Raw genomic sequence first — 17,102 nt, 5'->3', positions numbered from 1 at the left:
TAAGTTCAGGCATCTTCCCTGAACCCTTCTCCTGATACAACCTCGACTTCCTGGACTATCATAAGTTCGGTAGGTAACATTTCCTTGAGTTTCGGGATAAGCTCTCTGATCTTTTCTTCCCTGTCAACGGCCTGTACGATGACCGGCAGGTCCGTTCCAAGTCGCAGAACACTTGCTGTGTGTATCTTATGATGGACCCCATACCCTTCGATGCAATGGTGCACCGTAGCTCCTGCTATCCCCTCATCCTTCAGGAACTCGATAACCGAATGATGCGCTGTTTTACCTTTGTATTTATCATTCTCACTAAGATATATCCTCAAAAGCAATGTTCTCATACTTTTCCCCTGCTTTGTATGTTCGATCACGTAGGTGGGCACATATTTGCATACTTACATTTGTTCTGTGGATATATATAGCAAAGACATTGCTCTTTTCGTGATTATATCAGCAAGATTTATACCATAGACGATATTCATACTATTTATGGAAAATATGGGAGATAAGGGAGACATGGATAAACGCATACCAATGCTAATTGCGGGGCTGGTTGTAGTTGTCTTTGTAGGTATGGCCGGGGCATACGTACTTCTCGACCCCGGGGATGCCAGCACGAGCATTTCAGGTTCACAGGCGATAGGTATAGTGATGAGCAACCCCAATGCATCAGAATATTATTCTCAGTATTTCAAAGTTCCTGACCGGAGAGTAAATGCTACCACACTGGTGGATTCATCCCCGGATGGCAGCACATCGGAAGAAGGCATATGGAAGGTCGAGATCATGGAGCGTACCTGCTACTGTTCAGGTGTGAAGGACCTGTATGTGATAGAAGGATATGTATCTGCCAGTGATGGAGAGATCTTTGAGATAAGTACTGGGGAAGTTTCAGAAAGTGAATATGACAAGAAGACCTGTTCATCCACGTCCTGCCACTGAACCGAAGTCCGGCAGGATATTCATTATCCTATTGGTCCCTTTATTGCTGTCATTGCTCACAACAGGTGTAGCCCATGCTGGCAATGTATCGGTGGACTATTTCTATGAGGACGGCTGCCTCAAGTGTGCAAAGGCATCACCTGTTATAGAGGATGTTGTCTCTCGTTATCCTGGCACGGTCCTGTCTTCCCTTGAGATCACTTCATCCTTATCTCTGGCTAAACAGTATGGTGTTAATACTGTCCCTGCTGTAGTTGTGAATCAGAGTATAGTGATAGCTTATGCCGACTACGACGGCAACACTGAATTGCTCGGGACCATGCTCTCAAAAGCGATCGAGACAGCACCACCTGTTCAGGACACCACTGGTCCGGAAAAGGAACAACCGGTTTCTTCATCATCCCTGGTCACGGATGATTCCACTCCTTTTGTCATTTTCATTGCAGGACTTCTTGCCGGATTTAACCCCTGTCTTATTGCGGTGATGGCCTTCCTTGCTTCCATGGTCGTTTCTTCGGGCGGCTCACGCAGGGATATGCTTGTGCTGGTCATCGGATTCTGTGCGGGTATATTCGTTACCTATATGGTCGTGGGATTCGGGATATTGAACACGATCAGCTATTTCCCTGATATCCGGCAGATAATAACGACATTGATGGTCCTGCTGGTGGCTTTCCTTGGTCTGTGGCATCTTTATGATGCTTATTACATCAGGAAGCACTCGAAGTCCTCTTTCAAAACACCCCGTTCCTTTGTGGATCTCATGGAAAAGGCGGAGGGGAGGAATGTCGTGGTAATATCATTTTTTGGCGGCAGTATATTTTCCCTCGTGAAGGCCCCATGTGTGGGTGCGGTCTACCTGATGATCCTTGAGATGCTCATAACGGGTGATAATATAATAGAGGGGGCTCTCTACATGGGTCTGTATAATCTGGGTGTCATTCTTCCAATACTGATACTCGGAGCACTGCTTGCGTTTGGTCTTGACCCGAAGAAGGTCAACGAGTTCAGGGAAAAAAGGCGTGTGGAAGTCCGACTGATAACCGGTATCATCCTGATATTACTGGCAGTACTTCTTAATTTCAATGTCATATGAGGGGCGTGTTGGTTTTTACCCATCACTTTCTCATTTTATGGCACAAATATATGATATGCCAGTGCTGCCGCACAAAGACATACGATCACATTGAGCGCTATATTTGCAAGGAAATAGGTGTTCTCTCCTTCTTCAAGCAGCTTGAAGCTCTCAAATGCAAAGGTCGAGAATGTGGTAAAGGAACCAAGCATCCCGATGCTGACGAAGAACCTGAGCGTACCTTCAACCGAAGTGAACGTGAGTGCCGCAAGTATGAAGCTCCCAATGGAGTTCACTGTAAGGGTTCCCGCAGGTATCTCATTCACTTTCGGGACCACACCGGATACAAGGTATCTGAGGATCGCCCCGATGAAACCTCCGGCACCCACAAGTGCTATTTCAGAGACCACTGCTTTCCCTCCTCTTCATCAGGTATATGACGATGCCTCTTCCGGCGAACACTCCGGCAAGGGTGAGGGTGAGGTTTGCAAGGATGTTGGAACCAGCTTCGACCAGGGGCATCTGGAATGTCTGTACTGTGAATGTAGAAAAAGTTGTAAGTGAACCAAGGAAACCGATGCCGAAGAACATTCTGATTCTCGGGGATACATAACCCCGGTATTCTGAATTGTACATAAGGAAACCGAGCAGGATGCTACCGAGGACGTTGACCACGAGTGTTCCGGGCGCAGGTTCGAATTGGCCTGCTATAAGGTATCTTGATATCGCCCCGCAGAACCCGCCTGCTCCGATCGTTAAAAGTCCAAGGGCCCGGTCCTTATGATCATCACTCAATCAAAACAACGTCCACTTCGCTTCCTTCTTCGTATCCTTCAACGTTCTCGGGAATGATCACGAATCCATGGGATTTTGCAATTGAGCTCAATATACCTGCACCTGCTGTCATCAGTGGGTGTGCTATATCTCCTTCAAGGATGACCCTTGCATAGCTGACGTATCCTTCCCTTGACATGATCTTTCCACTTAAGCGTGCCTTTATTGTGGTATCCGGCATGTCCGGGATCGTTCCTGCCTTCCTGAGTGCAGGTTTGCCGAATGCAAAGAGTGCCACAAGTCCTGCTGCCGGATATCCTGGCATGCAGAGGATAGGAACACCTTCGACAATACCCAGTGCCGTCGGTTTCCCGGGACTGAGCCCTACTCCGTGGACGAGTTTCGTCCCCAGTTTCTCAACGACCGCCGGTACATAGTCCCTGTCACCGACGGAAGTTCCTCCTGATACGACTATCATGTCCGTATCAATATTGGCTTTGACCGCGTCCTCTATGAGTTTTTCATCTTCGGGAACGATGTCACAGTAGCGTGCAATTCCACCCCATTTCTCAACATATTCGCCTATCATGAGGCTGTTGATATCCAGTGTCTTTCCCGGTGGTGGTACATCATCTCCTGGCAGTGGCAGGAGGTCGTTCCCGGTTGGGATCACGGCAACTACAGGTTTTGCATAGACCTTTACATCGCTTATTCCAAGGGATGCAAGTACGGCGATGTCACATGGTCTGAGAAGATGCCCTTTGTTGAATATGATCTCATTCTTCCTGACGTCCTCACCGATCTCTCCCACGTTCTTCCCGGGGTGTAGCTGTGCACGGATCTCTATCATATCCCCGATGGATATGGTGTCCTCCATCATGAGCACTGCATCAGCTTCATCCGGTACATAGTCACCTGTGTTCACCGGAGTGCAGGTTCCTTCCATCACATCATCTGATATCTGTAACATCACCGGGTTTGTGGGTGATGCACCGATCAAGTCGACCGACCTTACTGCAAATCCATCCATTGCAGAGCGGCGGTAATGAGGAACATTACGGGGTGCAAAGATACCTGCTGAGAGTACCCTGGCAATAGATGAGGTAACAGGGATAAGTTCTGTCCTTTCCATGCCCTTTATTTCAGCAAGGAATATCTCCTTCGCTTCTCCGACATCGGTACGTTCTCTGAACAGCATCGTTCCTTCTCCATCCTTCTTCAATTAGCCACCGGAAACCGGAGGGAAGACTCCCATCTCGTCGTCATCGCTGAGGGTCGTATCCAGTCCTTCCATATGCTTGATGTTGTTCCCGTTAAGAAAAACGTTGATGTAGCCACAGAGTCTCAACTCATCGGCAGACCCTGATTCAAATATTAGTTCCTTTAGTGGCGGATACTGTTCTGTAAGTGAAAGAAGTACGTCCTTTACAGTGTCGCCGGTAATTGATAATGATGATGTCTGTGCGATCTCTCTCAGGTTCGCAAAGAGCTTCACAGTAATACTTGCCATGGGGTCAATATTCCATACGTATATGTTATAAAACTAATCCATGTCAGAACAGCATAGGATTCACTCAGGGTCACAGAACGGTAGTAGAAAACAAATCCTTAGTTGAAAAAGTTCTGGTGGGATAGCGCGGATTTGAACCGCAGTCCAAGCGTCCCAAACGCTCGAGGATGGACCAAGCTACCCTACTATCCCAATCAGATTCAGAAGGGTAGCTCTTGCATAGCAAGTATTGTATAAAAAGGTTTCGCAGGGTGTGTTTTTAGTACATAAATGGACAGGGCTAAACTGTTGAATATGCTGAAAAAATCAGTAAATATGGGGTATCATCATTGAGAATAAAGCCTGTAAAATGCAAAATCTGGCATTTTTCACTGGTCACCTGCCCTGTCAAAGGCCCAGCTTCCAATTCCCATCATGGTCAGGGCAAATGCAGTGATGACTGTCAGGGACAGGACAATGGGCACGTCCGAAGCGTCCAGCAGCATCCATCTAAGGGCTTCAACTCCGTATGTCAGGGGATTGAGGCGGACAGGTATACTCAGCCATCCGGGAAGATCCTTCATCGGATAGAATGCCGTACTTGTCATTATCGTGGGGAACGTGATGAAGGTCATCATCATCTGGAATCCCTCATGTGATTCTATTCTCGATGCAAGGGTTATGCCAAGCCCGATGAAACCCAGCCCCATGAGGAACATTATGGGGATACACAGGAGTTCTCTCCATATGGATATGTATTCTATGCCTATCAGGCCGCTGATGAACATTAGCAATGTACCCTGTACCATTGCAGTGGAAACCCCTCCGGCAGCTTTTCCAAGAGCAGTGTAGAATCTGTTGACCGGTGCCACAAGTATCTCTTTCAGGAAACCGAATTCCCTGTCCCATATGATAGAGATCCCTCCCATGAGGGATGCAAAGAGTATTGACATTCCGATTATGCCGGGTGCCATGTAATCGATATACCTGCCGCTTTGCATGGTCATGGTGCTTCCAAGGGCGGAACCCATTATGACAAGGAAAAAAAGTGGCGTTGCAAGGGAACCTATTATCCTTGAACGGGATCGCTTATAGCGCAGCATTTCCCTGAGCCACAGGGTGTACACAGTGTTCAGGCTGGATCTTATCCGAAAAAGGCTCATCTCACTCCCAGCGCTTGTACACGTCGTTATCGATGCCTGCAAGATCAAGTGCACGTCCTGCCATGGAGTTGATCAGGTCATCGATGGTCTGTGGCCTGGAATAGAATCCGGGACTTGCAGGCATTATTATCCCTCCGGCCCTTTCAAGCCTGAGCATGTTCTCCAGATGTATCTGGTTGAGAGGCGTCTCGCGTGTCATCAGGACAAGCTTTCTTCTCTCCTTCAGGCAGACATCGGCAACACGTCCCAGCAGGTTATCTGACATCCCGCCAGCGATCTCTCCCAGCGTCTTCATACTGCATGGGGCAACGATCATCCCGTCGAACCTGTGAGAACCACTTGCAACAGGTGCTGTGAAGTCGCTCTCATCATATACTGCATCAGCCAGTCCTTCCACATAGCCGATATCATAGTCTGTCTCGATATCGAGTATCTGCTTTGCAGCCTTTGTTATGACAAGGTGGGTCATAATGTCTGTCTTTGATAATATTTCCAGCAGCCTTACCCCATATGCAGAGCCGGATGCCCCACTGATACCTATTACTATTTCCATTAGAAACCCTCCTGGATCATGAGCGACAGCTCATCGATCATGTGCTCTGAAACAGAGACTATCTCCTCTATCTCTTTTTTAGTTATATTATCAAGATGAATGCCAACTATAAATACAGATGTGGCCTTGCAGGCCTCGCTGATGGCCTTCGCGCCGGCCATGGCAATCTCGGTCTCCCTGTGTCCGGGACTTGTGATCACCGACGATGATGCCCTGCCAGACGCTTTATCATAGGCTCCTACCGCTACGGCACCTACATGCTCATCACCGCCTGTAAGACAGGCAATGTGATCCTCACCGACCTTCTTCCATTCGAGTATAAGGCTCGCTCTGGCTGCCATTCTCTTTATCTGGTACATCCTATCCCTCTATGTCCGTCAGTCGGAACTGCTTCAGTGTTCTCTTGACCTCGAAGAAGTCCCTTGCGGCTTTTGCCACCTCATCCCTGTGTTCCTTTGGCGTGTAGACGCCCATCTTCCAGTTATCGAGATGTGCCTCTTCAAGGGTAGCAACCACATTGGAAGCTTCATCAAGCCTTAGCATCCTGCTGTTGACCTTGACCAGTGCCTTCATCTCCGCAATGTCCGGTTTTCTCGGGATATCGATAAGTACGCACTCAGGGTCGATACCAACATCTTCAGCGATCTCTGCCTCCACTCTTTTGATGTTCTTCCTGTGTTTTAGCGCTCCTTCTCCTACCTCGTCGAAGCCTACGTACAGTGCCCTCTTGTAGAGCTTCCTGTTATCCAGCCTGTGTGCAAGTTCCCCGGCGTAACCGTCATCGTTGCGAATCATTTCCTGTATCCGGGAATCATCCATTCGCCTGAGTTCAAAGGGGTCAAGTGCCTTCTTCTGGATAAGGTCGTCCACTGCCCTTGTGAACATGTTCTCGGCTATCCTTGATACGTGATGGTAGTAAACGGAAGGGTGCATCAGGAATCTCGATACAAGAAGTGATTCCGCTGCCTTGACACCGCCTGCTGTGACCACGAGATTGTTCTCGTAGAACTTCATCTCGTTGATGAGCCTTACATGGTCCACAAGACCGAATGCAACTCCTGTATAGTGTGCATCCCTTACAAGGTAGTCCATCCTGTCAACATCTATCTCGCTGTTGAGTATCTTCCCGAGGTCGGTCTTTCCCTGTATGTGGTCCTCGATACCCGCAGGATTGAGTCCGTTGTCTTTCAGTATGTCTCCGAGTTCGCCTTTTTTCAATATCTCTTTTACATCCTCGTGACGTTGTCTCGTATAGAGTTTTGTGAGATTCTCTGTGGCATGGGAAAAGGGTCCGTGTCCTACGTCATGGAGAAGGGCTGCAACCCGGAGTTCCTGCTTCTCATCTTCAGTGACCGAATCTATTCTTTCTGTCAGCATGGTGGCAAGGTGCATCACACCAAGGGAGTGCTCGAAACGGGTGTGGTTCGCTCCGGGGTAGACAAGGTTCGACAGGCCCAGCTGTCCTATCCTTCTCAGGCGCTGCATCTGCGGTGAATCGATTATCGATAATGTGAGTGGATCGAGTTCGATATATCCATGTATGGGGTCACGGATGACTTTCATACATTTTAAATACGCTTCATCTTATAATGGTATTCCGATAAGCAAGATGAGAGTGTAACATGATCATATTTTCAGGTGGAACAGGAACTCCTAAATTATTGAATGGCCTTCGCGAAGTCTGTCCGGAGGAAGATATCACTGTGGTTGTCAACACGGCAGAGGATGTATGGATATCAGGCAATCTCATCACACCTGATATTGACACTGTTCTCTATCTCTTCTCAGGAAAACTTGATACTTCCAGATGGTGGGGTGTAAAGGGCGATACATACCGGACCCATGAGACCATGAAGGAACTGGGGCACAATGAGGTGATGATGTTAGGTGACCTTGACCGTGCCACCCATATCATGCGCTCCGACCTGATTCGTAATGGAATGACACTTTCCGAGGCTATAGTGGAGCTGTGCAGGTCCTTTGGACTGAAGATAAATGTCCTTCCCATGTCGGATGATCCTGTATCCTCAATGATAACCACTCCCGAAGGGAAAATGCATTTTCAGGATTTCTGGGTTGGTGAACATGGTGAGCCTGATGTCCTTGAAGTATGTCAGGAAGGGATCGGGAATGCATCCATCTCGCCTGCTGTCCTGAAGGCTCTTGAGAAAGAGGATGAGGTTCTTATCGGTCCGAGCAATCCCATTACAAGCATCGGTCCTATTATCGAACTTCCTGGGATGCGTGATATCCTCAGGACAAAGAAGGTTGTCGCAGTAAGCCCTATCATCGGTACTGAGCCTGTAAGCGGACCTGCAGGGAAGTTAATGACAGCAAGGGGTATTGAGGTATCCTCATATGGAGTCGCTTCTTATTATTCAGATTTCCTTGACCATCTGGTGATCGATGAACGTGACCCTATCGATGAGAAACGGTTCGAAGAGTTCGATATGGGTGTTTCCCGTGCAGACACATTGATGAAGTCTGTGGATGTAAGCAGGGAACTCTCTTCAACGATACTGGGGATCTTCAGGGATATCTGATGATCCGCCCGGTCATCTGTTATTCTTTTTTCAGTAAGCTGCACGCACTGTGTAATTAATAGGTATATTTTTATTATTTTGCAACATATATTCCATATATTTCTATTAGATAGAGCAACTTACAAAACAGACTCTCAAGGTGAAATTGTGGGTGATGAATGGAAAATCGATATTGACATCCCTGATATCGGGATGATGGTCACGCTTATGACTACTGCGGTCTGCTCAATGATAATGGGTGCCGCAGAGATCGCTTATACTATGCTGTGGATCACGGCTTCTTATGTAAGGCATGGTAAGGACTTCTTTCTGGATCTTTTGAATGCAAAGGCTCTCACATGGACAGCCGAGTATATCCTTGTGGCAGGTTCATTGCTCCTGCTGTCATCGATACTTTTCCTTATGAGCTCTTCATTCTGTCTGTATGAGCTTCAAAGGATCGCAAAGAATCCGGAAAAGCAGGCACATGTAAAGATAGTCTTTGGATTTTTCGCAGGAGGACTTGTGTTGTTGTTCCTCGCTCTTATATCCGCGATAATACTGAGGTATCTGTAAACAGATCTGGATCGATAAACCAATTGACAGGTTATAATTGCTACAATTGTTACAATAATTCATGCTGGGAAAGGCGATATTATGAGTTCAAGTATCACAGGGACGATAAAAGAGGTTCCAAAGGCCGCAGAAGAACCCTCACAATACCTTGAGGAGATAGCACGTAAGGCCACAAGGACGGACAGGGTTCTCTATCCTATATCCGCTATCGTAGGACAGGAGAAAATGCTCAGGGCACTTATACTTAACACCATCAATCCTTCTATAGGTGGTGTGCTGATACGTGGCCAGAAGGGTACGGCAAAGTCAACTGCTGTAAGAGGTCTTGCAGAGGTACTTCCTGAGATCGAGGTGATCGATGGCTGCAAGTTCAACTGTAATCCGGAAGATCCGGAGAAGTTCTGCTGGGAATGTATGGATAAGAAGAGGAAAGGTACACTTCACATCAGCAAGCGCCAGATGAAGGTTGTGGACCTTCCGGTAGGTGCAACCGAGGACAGGGTAGTGGGCAGTCTTGATATCGAGAAGGCGGTCCGTCAGGGTGTCCAGGCGTTCGATCCGGGTATCCTTGCACAGGCCAACCGTGGTATCCTCTATGTGGATGAGATCAACCTTCTGGATGATTTCGTTGTGGATGCACTTCTTGATGCTGCTGCAATGAACGTGAACACCGTTGAGCGTGAGGGTGTAAGTGTAAGTCACCCTGCCGATTTCATTATTGTGGGCAGTATGAACCCCGAGGAAGGGGAGCTTCGTCCGCAACTGCTTGACAGGATAGCATTGCAGGTGGAGGTCACGGGTATCTATGATGTGGAACAGCGCATCGAGATCGTAGAGAGGCGTAACCAGTTCAATGATGACCCGAAACAGTTCATAAGGGATTACGAACCTGAGCAGGAGAAGCTACGCTCTAAGATAATCAAGGGCATGCAGTTGCTTCCAAGGGTAAGCACCACAAGGGAGAACCTGCGTACCATTGCCGAGATATGTATTGCTTTCAATGTTGACGGACACCGTGCTGATATCATGATCGAGCGTGCGGCTCGTACCAATGCGGCCTATGAGGGCAGGGAGCGTATCACAAACGATGATATCATCGAGGCAGCAGAGATGGTCCTGCCGCACAGGATGCGTAAGAAGCCTTTCGAGGAAGAAGAGTTCAGTGTGGACCAGCTCAGGGCAGTAGTAGACGGTAAAGTTTGATAGGGGTGCAGGATGAGCGATATTGAGCTTGTTCAGCGCCTGCGCAGGAACCTCCCACGCAACTATGGCATCAAGGTGATGTTCATAGGTGTTCCCGTGCTTGGATTACGTATTCCCCGCAGTTCGGTTTCCGAGATGACATCCGGGGATAATGACATTTTATATGATCATCTCTATTCCAATATGGATCAGATCCGGCCGGATGAGATAAGGGATGTCTATATCGTTGCAGATTCCGACCATGTGGCAATGGAGCCGGAGACCTTCTTCAGACCGATACTGGGTGTATCTGATACAGCGGTGGCTGATGTTATCAGGAATACACAGAAGGAAGTGCCTGAAGACGATGTCGTCATACTTCCGAATGATGTCGCAGAGCCTGACAGTTCAGTTGTAGCTGATGTTCTTCCTGAAGATACATTTACGCCGGTTCCTGATGAGGAACCTGTTGAGGATGATCCGGAACGCTCTGCATTTGCGGACCTGCTGGAGCCTTTGCCGGATGAGGATAATGCTGTTGTTGAGAATGCTGCTGTTTTTGAGGTCGTTCCATCTGAAGGACTTGATGAGGTTGAAGAAGCCGACGAAACCGAAGATGATGCTGAGCCGGCAGAGGAATTCGCTTTTGAAGAAACCTCTGATATCGTCTTTGATGAGGAAACATCATTATCTCCGTCAGAGGTATGCCTGTATGAACCTGAGATATGTGTTGAGCTTACTCCCAGTGAATACATTCCTTTCCTTGAGCATGATGAACTCGAGGAAGAGCTATCAGAGACATCTGCCCGTGAGAGGTCCGTTTCTGAGAAGCTGATCGAGGACCTCAAAGAGGACAAGACAGTTGGCAAGATACTCAATGACTTCGCCCGCAATTCCCAGAAGAAGAGACTTGCAGCAGGCAGGTTGAAATCCGGAAGGCGTGCCGAGGTGCTCACCAAGAGCAAGCGCGGGCGCTATGTCAGATACAGGATGCCCGGCGAGAAGATAACCGATATCGCCATTGCTCCCACTGTAAGGGCGGCCGCACATCACGCAAAGGACGGGAAGATAGAGATCAAGAAGAGCGATATAAGGGAAAAGGTGAGGAGAAGACGTATCTCCAGTCTTATCAATATCGTTTTCGACACTTCCGGTTCCATGGACGAGACAGAGAAGGTGCAGATAACCACAAGTGTGGTACTTGCTCTGCTGAAGGATGCCTACCAGCGCAGGGACAGGGTGTCACTTGTGACCTACAGCGGACGCACCGGAGAGCTTGTATTACCTTTCACTTCCTCGGTGGAGGCTGCGAAGCGCTATCTTGAGAAGGTGCCTTTCGGCGGTACAACTCCAATGGCATCAGGTCTGCTGAGAGGTCTGGATACCCTTGTACGAGAGGTCAAGAAGGAACCTTCTGCAGTTCCTATCATGATACTGGTAACTGATGGGACCGCGAATTCTCCACTGCATCTGGGTGGCAATATCAAGAGGGAGATCAAACAGATCAGTAAACAGATCGCTGATCATCATGTGAATCTCCTTGTTGTGGATATCAGCAACACCGGTTCAAGACTTGCCAAGGAGGTAGCCATGCATAGCAATGGAAGTTACTATCATCCGAAGTCACTGAGCAGGGAAGCCCTTTATTCTGCTATCAAGCAGGAGAGGGATTCAAAGACGGCTTTTGCTTGAATGTTTTTCTGATTCAGGCAATGTACTGAGTTTTTGGAAAACCGCAGATAAACGCAGATGAACACAGATATACACACTTCTTGCAGAGTTGAGTGCATGTTAAACAAATGTTTAGCAGTTGTCTCTGATGTAAAAAATCATCTGTGTGAATCTGCGTGCATCTGTGGTTCATAGTTATGTAGAGTTTTCCACAGAGCTAAAAAATGAATACTTTATGCGTGCTAGTGTTAACTATGGTCGCAACGATACAGATCAGTGAAGAGGTTATTCGGGGTCTGCTCGAAGATACGAAAGAGCTTTCTGACGAGACTAAACGGGAGTTAGAGGAATCACGCAGGGAGATTAGAGAAGGAAATGTATCAACTCTGGAAGATGTCAGGAAAGAATTGGGTTTTGATTCATAAGGTAAGTATCGGATAATTCCAAATTAAGCCGATACCGATATTCATATATCATCTCACAACATATCGGATAATTGAAAATATGTCCGATACCGATACATCACTCATTGACATCCAGCTTCTTGAGCGCATCGACGAAAAGCTGAAAAGGCTTGATTCCATGCGCCCTCTGCCGCCGTCAGTTCTCAGGCGACTGAACGAGGAAATGAAGCTGATGCACACCTATCATTCAAATGCTATAGAGGGAAACACCCTCACACTACAGGAAACGAAGGTCGTGCTGGAGGATGGGGTTACCATAGGTGGGAAATCCCTCAGGGAACATATCGAGGCCAGCAATACGGCAAGAGCCTTTGATCTGGTAGAGGATATGGCAAAGGGAAAAGTGCCGATAGGCCATGTCTGCATCCAGCAACTTCATGAGGTAGTGGCCGCCGGTCTGCTAGAGGATGCGGGGCAGTATCGCAGCAGGAATGTGAGGATCACAGGTGCTGTAAAGACCCCGCCTGACAGGTCGAAGATTGTCAGGCTCATGGATGAGTTGTTCAGGAGGGTCAGGAAGGGTGAGGTTCATCCGATAGAGACGGCTTCGCTCCTGCATCATGGGTTCGTAGAGATACATCCCTTCACTGACGGCAATGGCAGGGTGGCGCGTTTGCTTATGAATCTCTATCTGATATCACATGGCTATACTCCGGTGGTGCTGAGGAAAGAGGACAGGAAGAAATACTACGCTGCACTCAGATCCGCGGACAGGGGGAACCTGAACCCCTTCGCGCAGTTCATTGCAAAGGCGGTTGATGACAGCCTGACACTCTATCTCTCGGCTGCTGGAGGGGTTGATGAACTTCTCCCACTGAAGGAACTGGCAGAACATACTCCCTACTCTCAGGAATATCTCAGTCTGCGGGCAAGACAAGGGGTTCTGGATGCTGTGAAGATGGGAAGGGTATGGTATTCCTCGCAGAATGCGGTTGAACGGTATCTTGCTGAGCACGGGACAAAGGACGAGTGAAAGGGGATGCGCTTGGTTCTGGATGAATCGTCGATTATAACCGGCAATTTGACCAGAAATCATCGATTATAATCGTCAATTTAACCCGAAATCGTAGATTATGATCGACGATTTTTGAGTCTCCACAGGAACTCTCTTTATATAATGTCAGATATTAAGCCATAATTATGCTTGAAAAACTTCGTGAATCCCTGCTGAACGCTCCAATCGTGCACAGGGGAGAATATCATTATTTCATCCATCCCATCTCAGATGGGGTCCCGCGGCTGGAGCCTGCACTGCTTGAGGAGGTCACGGACCACATACTCGGGATGGTCGCCGGGGATTTCGACAAGATAATTGCAATAGAGGCCATGGGAATCCCACTCGCGACCGCACTGTCAATGAAGACAGGTGTCCCTTTTGTCATAATCAGGAAAAGGGCGTATGAGCTTGAAGGAGAGATCAAGCTCTCACAGGAGACCGGTTACTCCAAGGGTGAGCTCTACATAAATGATGTAAAGGAAGGTGACAGGGTGCTCATTGTGGATGATGTGATTAGCACAGGCGGAACCCTTGTTGCTCTCATGAATGCCCTTGAGGGCATTGGTGCCACGGTCACGGACAATATTGTGATCATAGAGCGTGGTGATGGTGTTTCAAGATTAAGGGAAAAGGGCATCGATGTGAAGACCCTTGTACGCATAGATGTTACAGAGAACGGCGTGACTATAGAGGATATTCATGAGTGACGGTGAAGCGTTCGATTTCCAGATAGGCCGGATAATCTCTATCATTAAGGACACTGGTGCGAAGGTAGTGGGACTGCAGTTCCCGGAAGGCTTCAAGAGGAGGTCACTTGCCATCGCCTCTAAGATAGAGGATGAGACAGGTGTCTGTGTATCAATATCAGGAAATCCATGTTTTGGTGCATGCGACCTTGATGTTGCACTGATTGACGATGTTGAAATCCTTTTCCATTTCGGACACGCGCATCTTGATGATAATAAGCTGTCAGGAAAGGTCTATTTCATCGAGACACGGTCCGCTGTGGATGTGAAGGAAGTTGTGAGGCTTGCCGTTCCTGAATTGAAGGGACAGAGGATTGGGCTTATCACTACCGTTCAGCATGTTCACAAACTGGAAGATGCAGCTGCAGTATTGAAGGAGCATGGGAAAGAATGTGTCATCTGCAGTGGCGACAGCAAGATAGCATATCCGGGACAGGTACTGGGATGTAATTTCTCTGCGGCAAGGAACGAGGACTGTGATGAATATCTCTACATCGGAAGCGGGCAGTTCCATCCGCTCGGTGTCTCGCTGGCAACGAAGAAACATGTCCTTATTGCTGATCCATTTGTCAACGAGCTTCGCGAGGCCGACAGTAAGAAAGTGCTGAAACAGAGAAGTGTTGTTATAGCGAAAGCACTTGATGCTGAGGTATTCGGTATCGTTGTGTCGTCAAAGCCGGGACAGGAACGCATGAAGCTTGCAGAGGAAATGAAGGCTCTGGCAAAGAAGTACGGGAAGGATGCACATATACTAACAATGGACCTTGTGACGCCTGACCAGTTGTTGCAGTTCAAGGTGGATGCTTTCGTTAACACAGCATGTCCAAGGCTCGCGATCGATGAGGTCGGCAGGTTCAATGCGCCCATGCTCACTCCGCTGGAGTTCGAGATCGTGCTTGGAGAGAGGGAATGGGAAGACCTCTATTTCGATGAGATCACAGGTGAGTGAACTTGAAACAGCGAAAGCTTGAGATGTTACTTGAACAGGTTGAAGGGTTCGACAGGCCTAACGTTAACCTTGAGCAGTATGCAACTCCTGCACTGCTGGCTGCCGAGATATTGCACTTCGCATATATGCAGGGTGACCTTGAAGGAACCGTGTTCGACCTTGGATGCGGTACGGGTATGCTTGCCATCGGGGCTAAATTGCTTGGTGCTGAGAGAGTGGTCGGATATGATGTCGACAGGAAGGCCCTTGAAGTTGCCGGGAGGAATGCGGAGAAACTTGGGGTAGATGTCGAATTCATCCAGAGCGACATCAGGGATATTGAAGGGCATGCCGATACTGTGGTGATGAACCCTCCCTTCGGTGCACAGGCCAAAGGCAATGACCGACCGTTTCTTTTAAGTGCGTTGAAAACCAGTGATGTGGTATATTCTATTCATAATTGTGGAAGCCATGGTTTTATAAGTAAATTCATAGGTGATGCCAGAATTACTGACTGGTATACAACCGCCTTTCCAATGAAACGAACATTTAAATTTCATAAAAAAGAAGTAGAAATGATAAAGGTAGAGATCTATCGTATTGTGCGATAACAACAGCTATCGTCACAATTGTTTGATATTGTTTGGATTTGCTTGGAATTTGCTTAAAAATGTCATGGACGCAACACATTTTTATATTGATCTTAGCTCATATGAGGGATTCTAATTAGGATAAGAAATAGAAGAAAGACTTCACGCAGGAAGATAAAAGCATCTGATTCAGAGGGTCAGGATGTCGTTGAAGAAGTTGATGCGAATGAACAGGAAGCTGTCGATGTAAAGGCAGATGTTCAGGAAGAGCCTGTCATGGACAAGAAGGAAAGACCCGGACGTGGCAGGGCAAAGAAGAAGGATAAAGAACCCGACAACGGGTCTAAGGAAGATGATGGAATGGATGCAGAGGACGAAGTTAACACAGAGGAAAGTGTTTTTGTAATGCCCGGCGACTTCATAGGAACTACTGAGGAGTTCAAGGCAGGTAATGGAACCTATGTCAACGTGGCAGATATCCATTCACTCAATACCGGATATGTAAAGGTGAACAGGAAGTCAAGGACCATTTCCGTGGTGCCAGAGACAAGTGTTCCACCTGAGATCATCGAGGGTGATGTCATCGTTGGTAACGTTGTCAATATGAGGGATTCAGTTGCTCTTGTAGAGATCGGTGCCATCAAAGGCAAAGGTGACCGTGAGTTCAAGACCAACGGTGCAGCCGCGATCCACGTATCCAATGTAAAGGATTCCTATGTCAAGAACCTTGGACAGGAGTTCTCCCTTTCAGATGTTGTCAAGGCAAAGGTCATCAATACGCAGAACATGCGTCTGACCACCGATGGTAAGGACCTTGGTGTCATGAAGGCATACTGCTCAAGATGCCACAGCCCGATGGATAAGGATAACAACAGGTTGAAGTGCCCTGAATGTGGTCGTGTCGAGAAGAGAAAGCTCTCCTCTGACTACGGAACAGGTATCTTCTGAAGGCCTGGTCATAAATAGATCATACTTATAGTTCAATTAGGTGAGATAAAGATGGAATTGAAGATCATTGATAAGACAGAGGACGAGATGCACCTTGAGATCATAGGTGAGAATCACACTCTTCTCAACATGCTCAAGTCAACCCTGCTCGATGACGAGAGGGTACAGATTGCAACATATGACATGAAGCACGTATCAATAAGCGACCCTATACTTTTTGTGAAAACAGATGGTGCAGACCCTATCGATGTAGTTAAGGATGCTGCGAACAGTCTGGTGTCACAGTGTGACGAGTTCCTTGGGGTTTTCAGGAAAGCTATTGACGTTTGATCGGCGTTGGTTCGAAGTGGCACCCATTGGTGCTCTTTGATCTTTTTTATTTTGTTTTTTGACAGGGGAACAGTTTTACCTGGATGATCCCTGTCAGAATTGCCACAATAGACATTTTTAACTAGTATTGGAAAGTTCATTATTCACTATAATCT

General features: G+C 47.7%; 22 protein-coding genes and 1 tRNA gene. 13 read left to right on the top strand and 10 right to left on the bottom strand.

Going from position 1 to position 17,102, the window contains the following annotated elements:
• Positions 1 to 5 precede the first annotated feature (5 nt).
• Positions 6 to 338: a DUF190 domain-containing protein gene (locus tag V7O63_RS01175; protein WP_340819395.1), complete on the bottom strand. Its 333-nt coding sequence runs from the start codon at positions 336 to 338 to the stop codon at positions 6 to 8.
• A 148-nt stretch (positions 339 to 486) separates the two neighbouring features.
• On the opposite strand from V7O63_RS01175, the gene V7O63_RS01170 reads away from it, so the two are divergent.
• Both V7O63_RS01170 and V7O63_RS01165 read left to right on the top strand, forming a co-directional pair.
• Entirely contained in the window at positions 487 to 939 is a 453-nt protein-coding gene (locus V7O63_RS01170; protein WP_340819392.1) for a hypothetical protein, read from the top strand.
• Positions 902 to 2,035, top strand: coding sequence for a cytochrome c biogenesis protein CcdA (locus V7O63_RS01165; RefSeq protein ID WP_340819390.1), 1,134 nt, complete (start codon positions 902 to 904; stop codon positions 2,033 to 2,035). Before V7O63_RS01170 ends, V7O63_RS01165 begins: the two co-directional genes overlap by 38 nt.
• 35 nt (positions 2,036 to 2,070) lie before the next feature.
• On the opposite strand, the gene crcB (V7O63_RS01160) is transcribed toward V7O63_RS01165, so the two are convergent.
• From crcB (V7O63_RS01160) to V7O63_RS01120, 9 genes are all read right to left on the bottom strand, one after another.
• A complete protein-coding gene (gene crcB, locus V7O63_RS01160) occupies positions 2,071 to 2,424 on the bottom strand; it encodes a fluoride efflux transporter CrcB (RefSeq protein ID WP_340819387.1) in 354 nt (117 codons plus the stop codon).
• Positions 2,414 to 2,809 (bottom strand): fluoride efflux transporter CrcB, encoded by a 396-nt coding sequence (gene crcB / locus V7O63_RS01155; RefSeq protein WP_340819386.1) that lies wholly within the window; start codon positions 2,807 to 2,809, stop codon positions 2,414 to 2,416. Before crcB (V7O63_RS01155) ends, crcB (V7O63_RS01160) begins: the two co-directional genes overlap by 11 nt.
• Positions 2,802 to 4,010 carry a molybdopterin molybdotransferase MoeA gene (locus tag V7O63_RS01150; RefSeq protein WP_340819384.1) on the bottom strand — a complete coding sequence of 403 codons (1,209 nt, stop codon included), beginning with the start codon at positions 4,008 to 4,010 and terminating at the stop codon, positions 2,802 to 2,804. The genes crcB (V7O63_RS01155) and V7O63_RS01150 overlap by 8 nt, the downstream gene beginning before the upstream one ends.
• On the bottom strand, positions 4,011 to 4,298 hold the full coding sequence (locus tag V7O63_RS01145) for a ubiquitin-like small modifier protein 1 (RefSeq protein ID WP_340819383.1): 288 nt from the start codon (positions 4,296 to 4,298) through the stop codon (positions 4,011 to 4,013).
• 114 nt (positions 4,299 to 4,412) lie between these two features.
• Positions 4,413 to 4,490 (bottom strand) — tRNA-Pro (locus V7O63_RS01140).
• Positions 4,491 to 4,666: 176 nt separating this feature from the next.
• The gene (locus tag V7O63_RS01135; protein ID WP_340819381.1) at positions 4,667 to 5,440 is read right to left on the bottom strand and encodes an ABC transporter permease; all 774 of its coding nucleotides are present in this window, start codon (positions 5,438 to 5,440) and stop codon (positions 4,667 to 4,669) included.
• Position 5,441: 1 nt separating this feature from the next.
• Positions 5,442 to 5,993, bottom strand: a complete 552-nt coding sequence (locus V7O63_RS01130; protein WP_340819379.1) for a UbiX family flavin prenyltransferase — start codon at positions 5,991 to 5,993, stop codon at positions 5,442 to 5,444.
• The gene (locus V7O63_RS01125; RefSeq protein ID WP_340819377.1) at positions 5,993 to 6,352 is read right to left on the bottom strand and encodes a hypothetical protein; all 360 of its coding nucleotides are present in this window, start codon (positions 6,350 to 6,352) and stop codon (positions 5,993 to 5,995) included. Before V7O63_RS01125 ends, V7O63_RS01130 begins: the two co-directional genes overlap by 1 nt.
• Before the next feature lies 1 nt (position 6,353).
• Positions 6,354 to 7,556 (bottom strand): HD domain-containing protein, encoded by a 1,203-nt coding sequence (locus tag V7O63_RS01120; RefSeq protein ID WP_340819376.1) that lies wholly within the window; start codon positions 7,554 to 7,556, stop codon positions 6,354 to 6,356.
• 59 nt (positions 7,557 to 7,615) lie between these two features.
• Between V7O63_RS01120 and cofD the strand changes: the two genes are divergently transcribed.
• The 11 genes from cofD (at position 7,616) to V7O63_RS01065 (ending at position 16,947) form a co-directional block, all read left to right on the top strand.
• Positions 7,616 to 8,536: a 2-phospho-L-lactate transferase gene (gene cofD / locus V7O63_RS01115; protein ID WP_340819374.1), complete on the top strand. Its 921-nt coding sequence runs from the start codon at positions 7,616 to 7,618 to the stop codon at positions 8,534 to 8,536.
• 147 nt (positions 8,537 to 8,683) lie between these two features.
• On the top strand, positions 8,684 to 9,091 hold the full coding sequence (locus V7O63_RS01110; protein WP_340819372.1) for a hypothetical protein: 408 nt from the start codon (positions 8,684 to 8,686) through the stop codon (positions 9,089 to 9,091).
• A gap of 81 nt (positions 9,092 to 9,172) precedes the next feature.
• Positions 9,173 to 10,294: an ATP-binding protein gene (locus V7O63_RS01105; RefSeq protein ID WP_340819370.1), complete on the top strand. Its 1,122-nt coding sequence runs from the start codon at positions 9,173 to 9,175 to the stop codon at positions 10,292 to 10,294.
• 12 nt (positions 10,295 to 10,306) lie between these two features.
• The gene (locus V7O63_RS01100) at positions 10,307 to 11,965 is read left to right on the top strand and encodes a VWA domain-containing protein (protein WP_340819368.1); all 1,659 of its coding nucleotides are present in this window, start codon (positions 10,307 to 10,309) and stop codon (positions 11,963 to 11,965) included.
• A 233-nt stretch (positions 11,966 to 12,198) separates the two neighbouring features.
• The gene (locus V7O63_RS01095; protein WP_340819366.1) at positions 12,199 to 12,369 is read left to right on the top strand and encodes a hypothetical protein; all 171 of its coding nucleotides are present in this window, start codon (positions 12,199 to 12,201) and stop codon (positions 12,367 to 12,369) included.
• Positions 12,370 to 12,448: 79 nt separating this feature from the next.
• Positions 12,449 to 13,381, top strand: coding sequence for a Fic family protein (locus tag V7O63_RS01090; RefSeq protein WP_340819364.1), 933 nt, complete (start codon positions 12,449 to 12,451; stop codon positions 13,379 to 13,381).
• Positions 13,382 to 13,548: 167 nt separating this feature from the next.
• A complete protein-coding gene (gene hpt / locus V7O63_RS01085; protein WP_340819362.1) occupies positions 13,549 to 14,112 on the top strand; it encodes a hypoxanthine/guanine phosphoribosyltransferase in 564 nt (187 codons plus the stop codon).
• A complete protein-coding gene (dph2, locus tag V7O63_RS01080; protein ID WP_340819360.1) occupies positions 14,105 to 15,100 on the top strand; it encodes a diphthamide biosynthesis enzyme Dph2 in 996 nt (331 codons plus the stop codon). Before hpt ends, dph2 begins: the two co-directional genes overlap by 8 nt.
• 2 nt (positions 15,101 to 15,102) lie before the next feature.
• On the top strand, positions 15,103 to 15,690 hold the full coding sequence (locus tag V7O63_RS01075; protein ID WP_340819358.1) for an METTL5 family protein: 588 nt from the start codon (positions 15,103 to 15,105) through the stop codon (positions 15,688 to 15,690).
• A 255-nt stretch (positions 15,691 to 15,945) separates the two neighbouring features.
• Positions 15,946 to 16,617, top strand: a complete 672-nt coding sequence (locus tag V7O63_RS01070; protein WP_340819356.1) for an exosome complex RNA-binding protein Csl4 — start codon at positions 15,946 to 15,948, stop codon at positions 16,615 to 16,617.
• A 51-nt stretch (positions 16,618 to 16,668) separates the two neighbouring features.
• The gene (locus V7O63_RS01065) at positions 16,669 to 16,947 is read left to right on the top strand and encodes a DNA-directed RNA polymerase subunit L (RefSeq protein WP_340819354.1); all 279 of its coding nucleotides are present in this window, start codon (positions 16,669 to 16,671) and stop codon (positions 16,945 to 16,947) included.
• Positions 16,948 to 17,102: the final 155 nt, after the last annotated feature.

It is taken from the genome of Methanolobus sp. WCC4 (assembly GCF_038022665.1).
Taxonomy (GTDB): Archaea; Halobacteriota; Methanosarcinia; order Methanosarcinales; family Methanosarcinaceae; genus Methanolobus.
The sequence above is the reverse complement of the archived record's forward strand: the minus strand, read 5'-3'. Positions and strand labels throughout refer to the sequence as shown.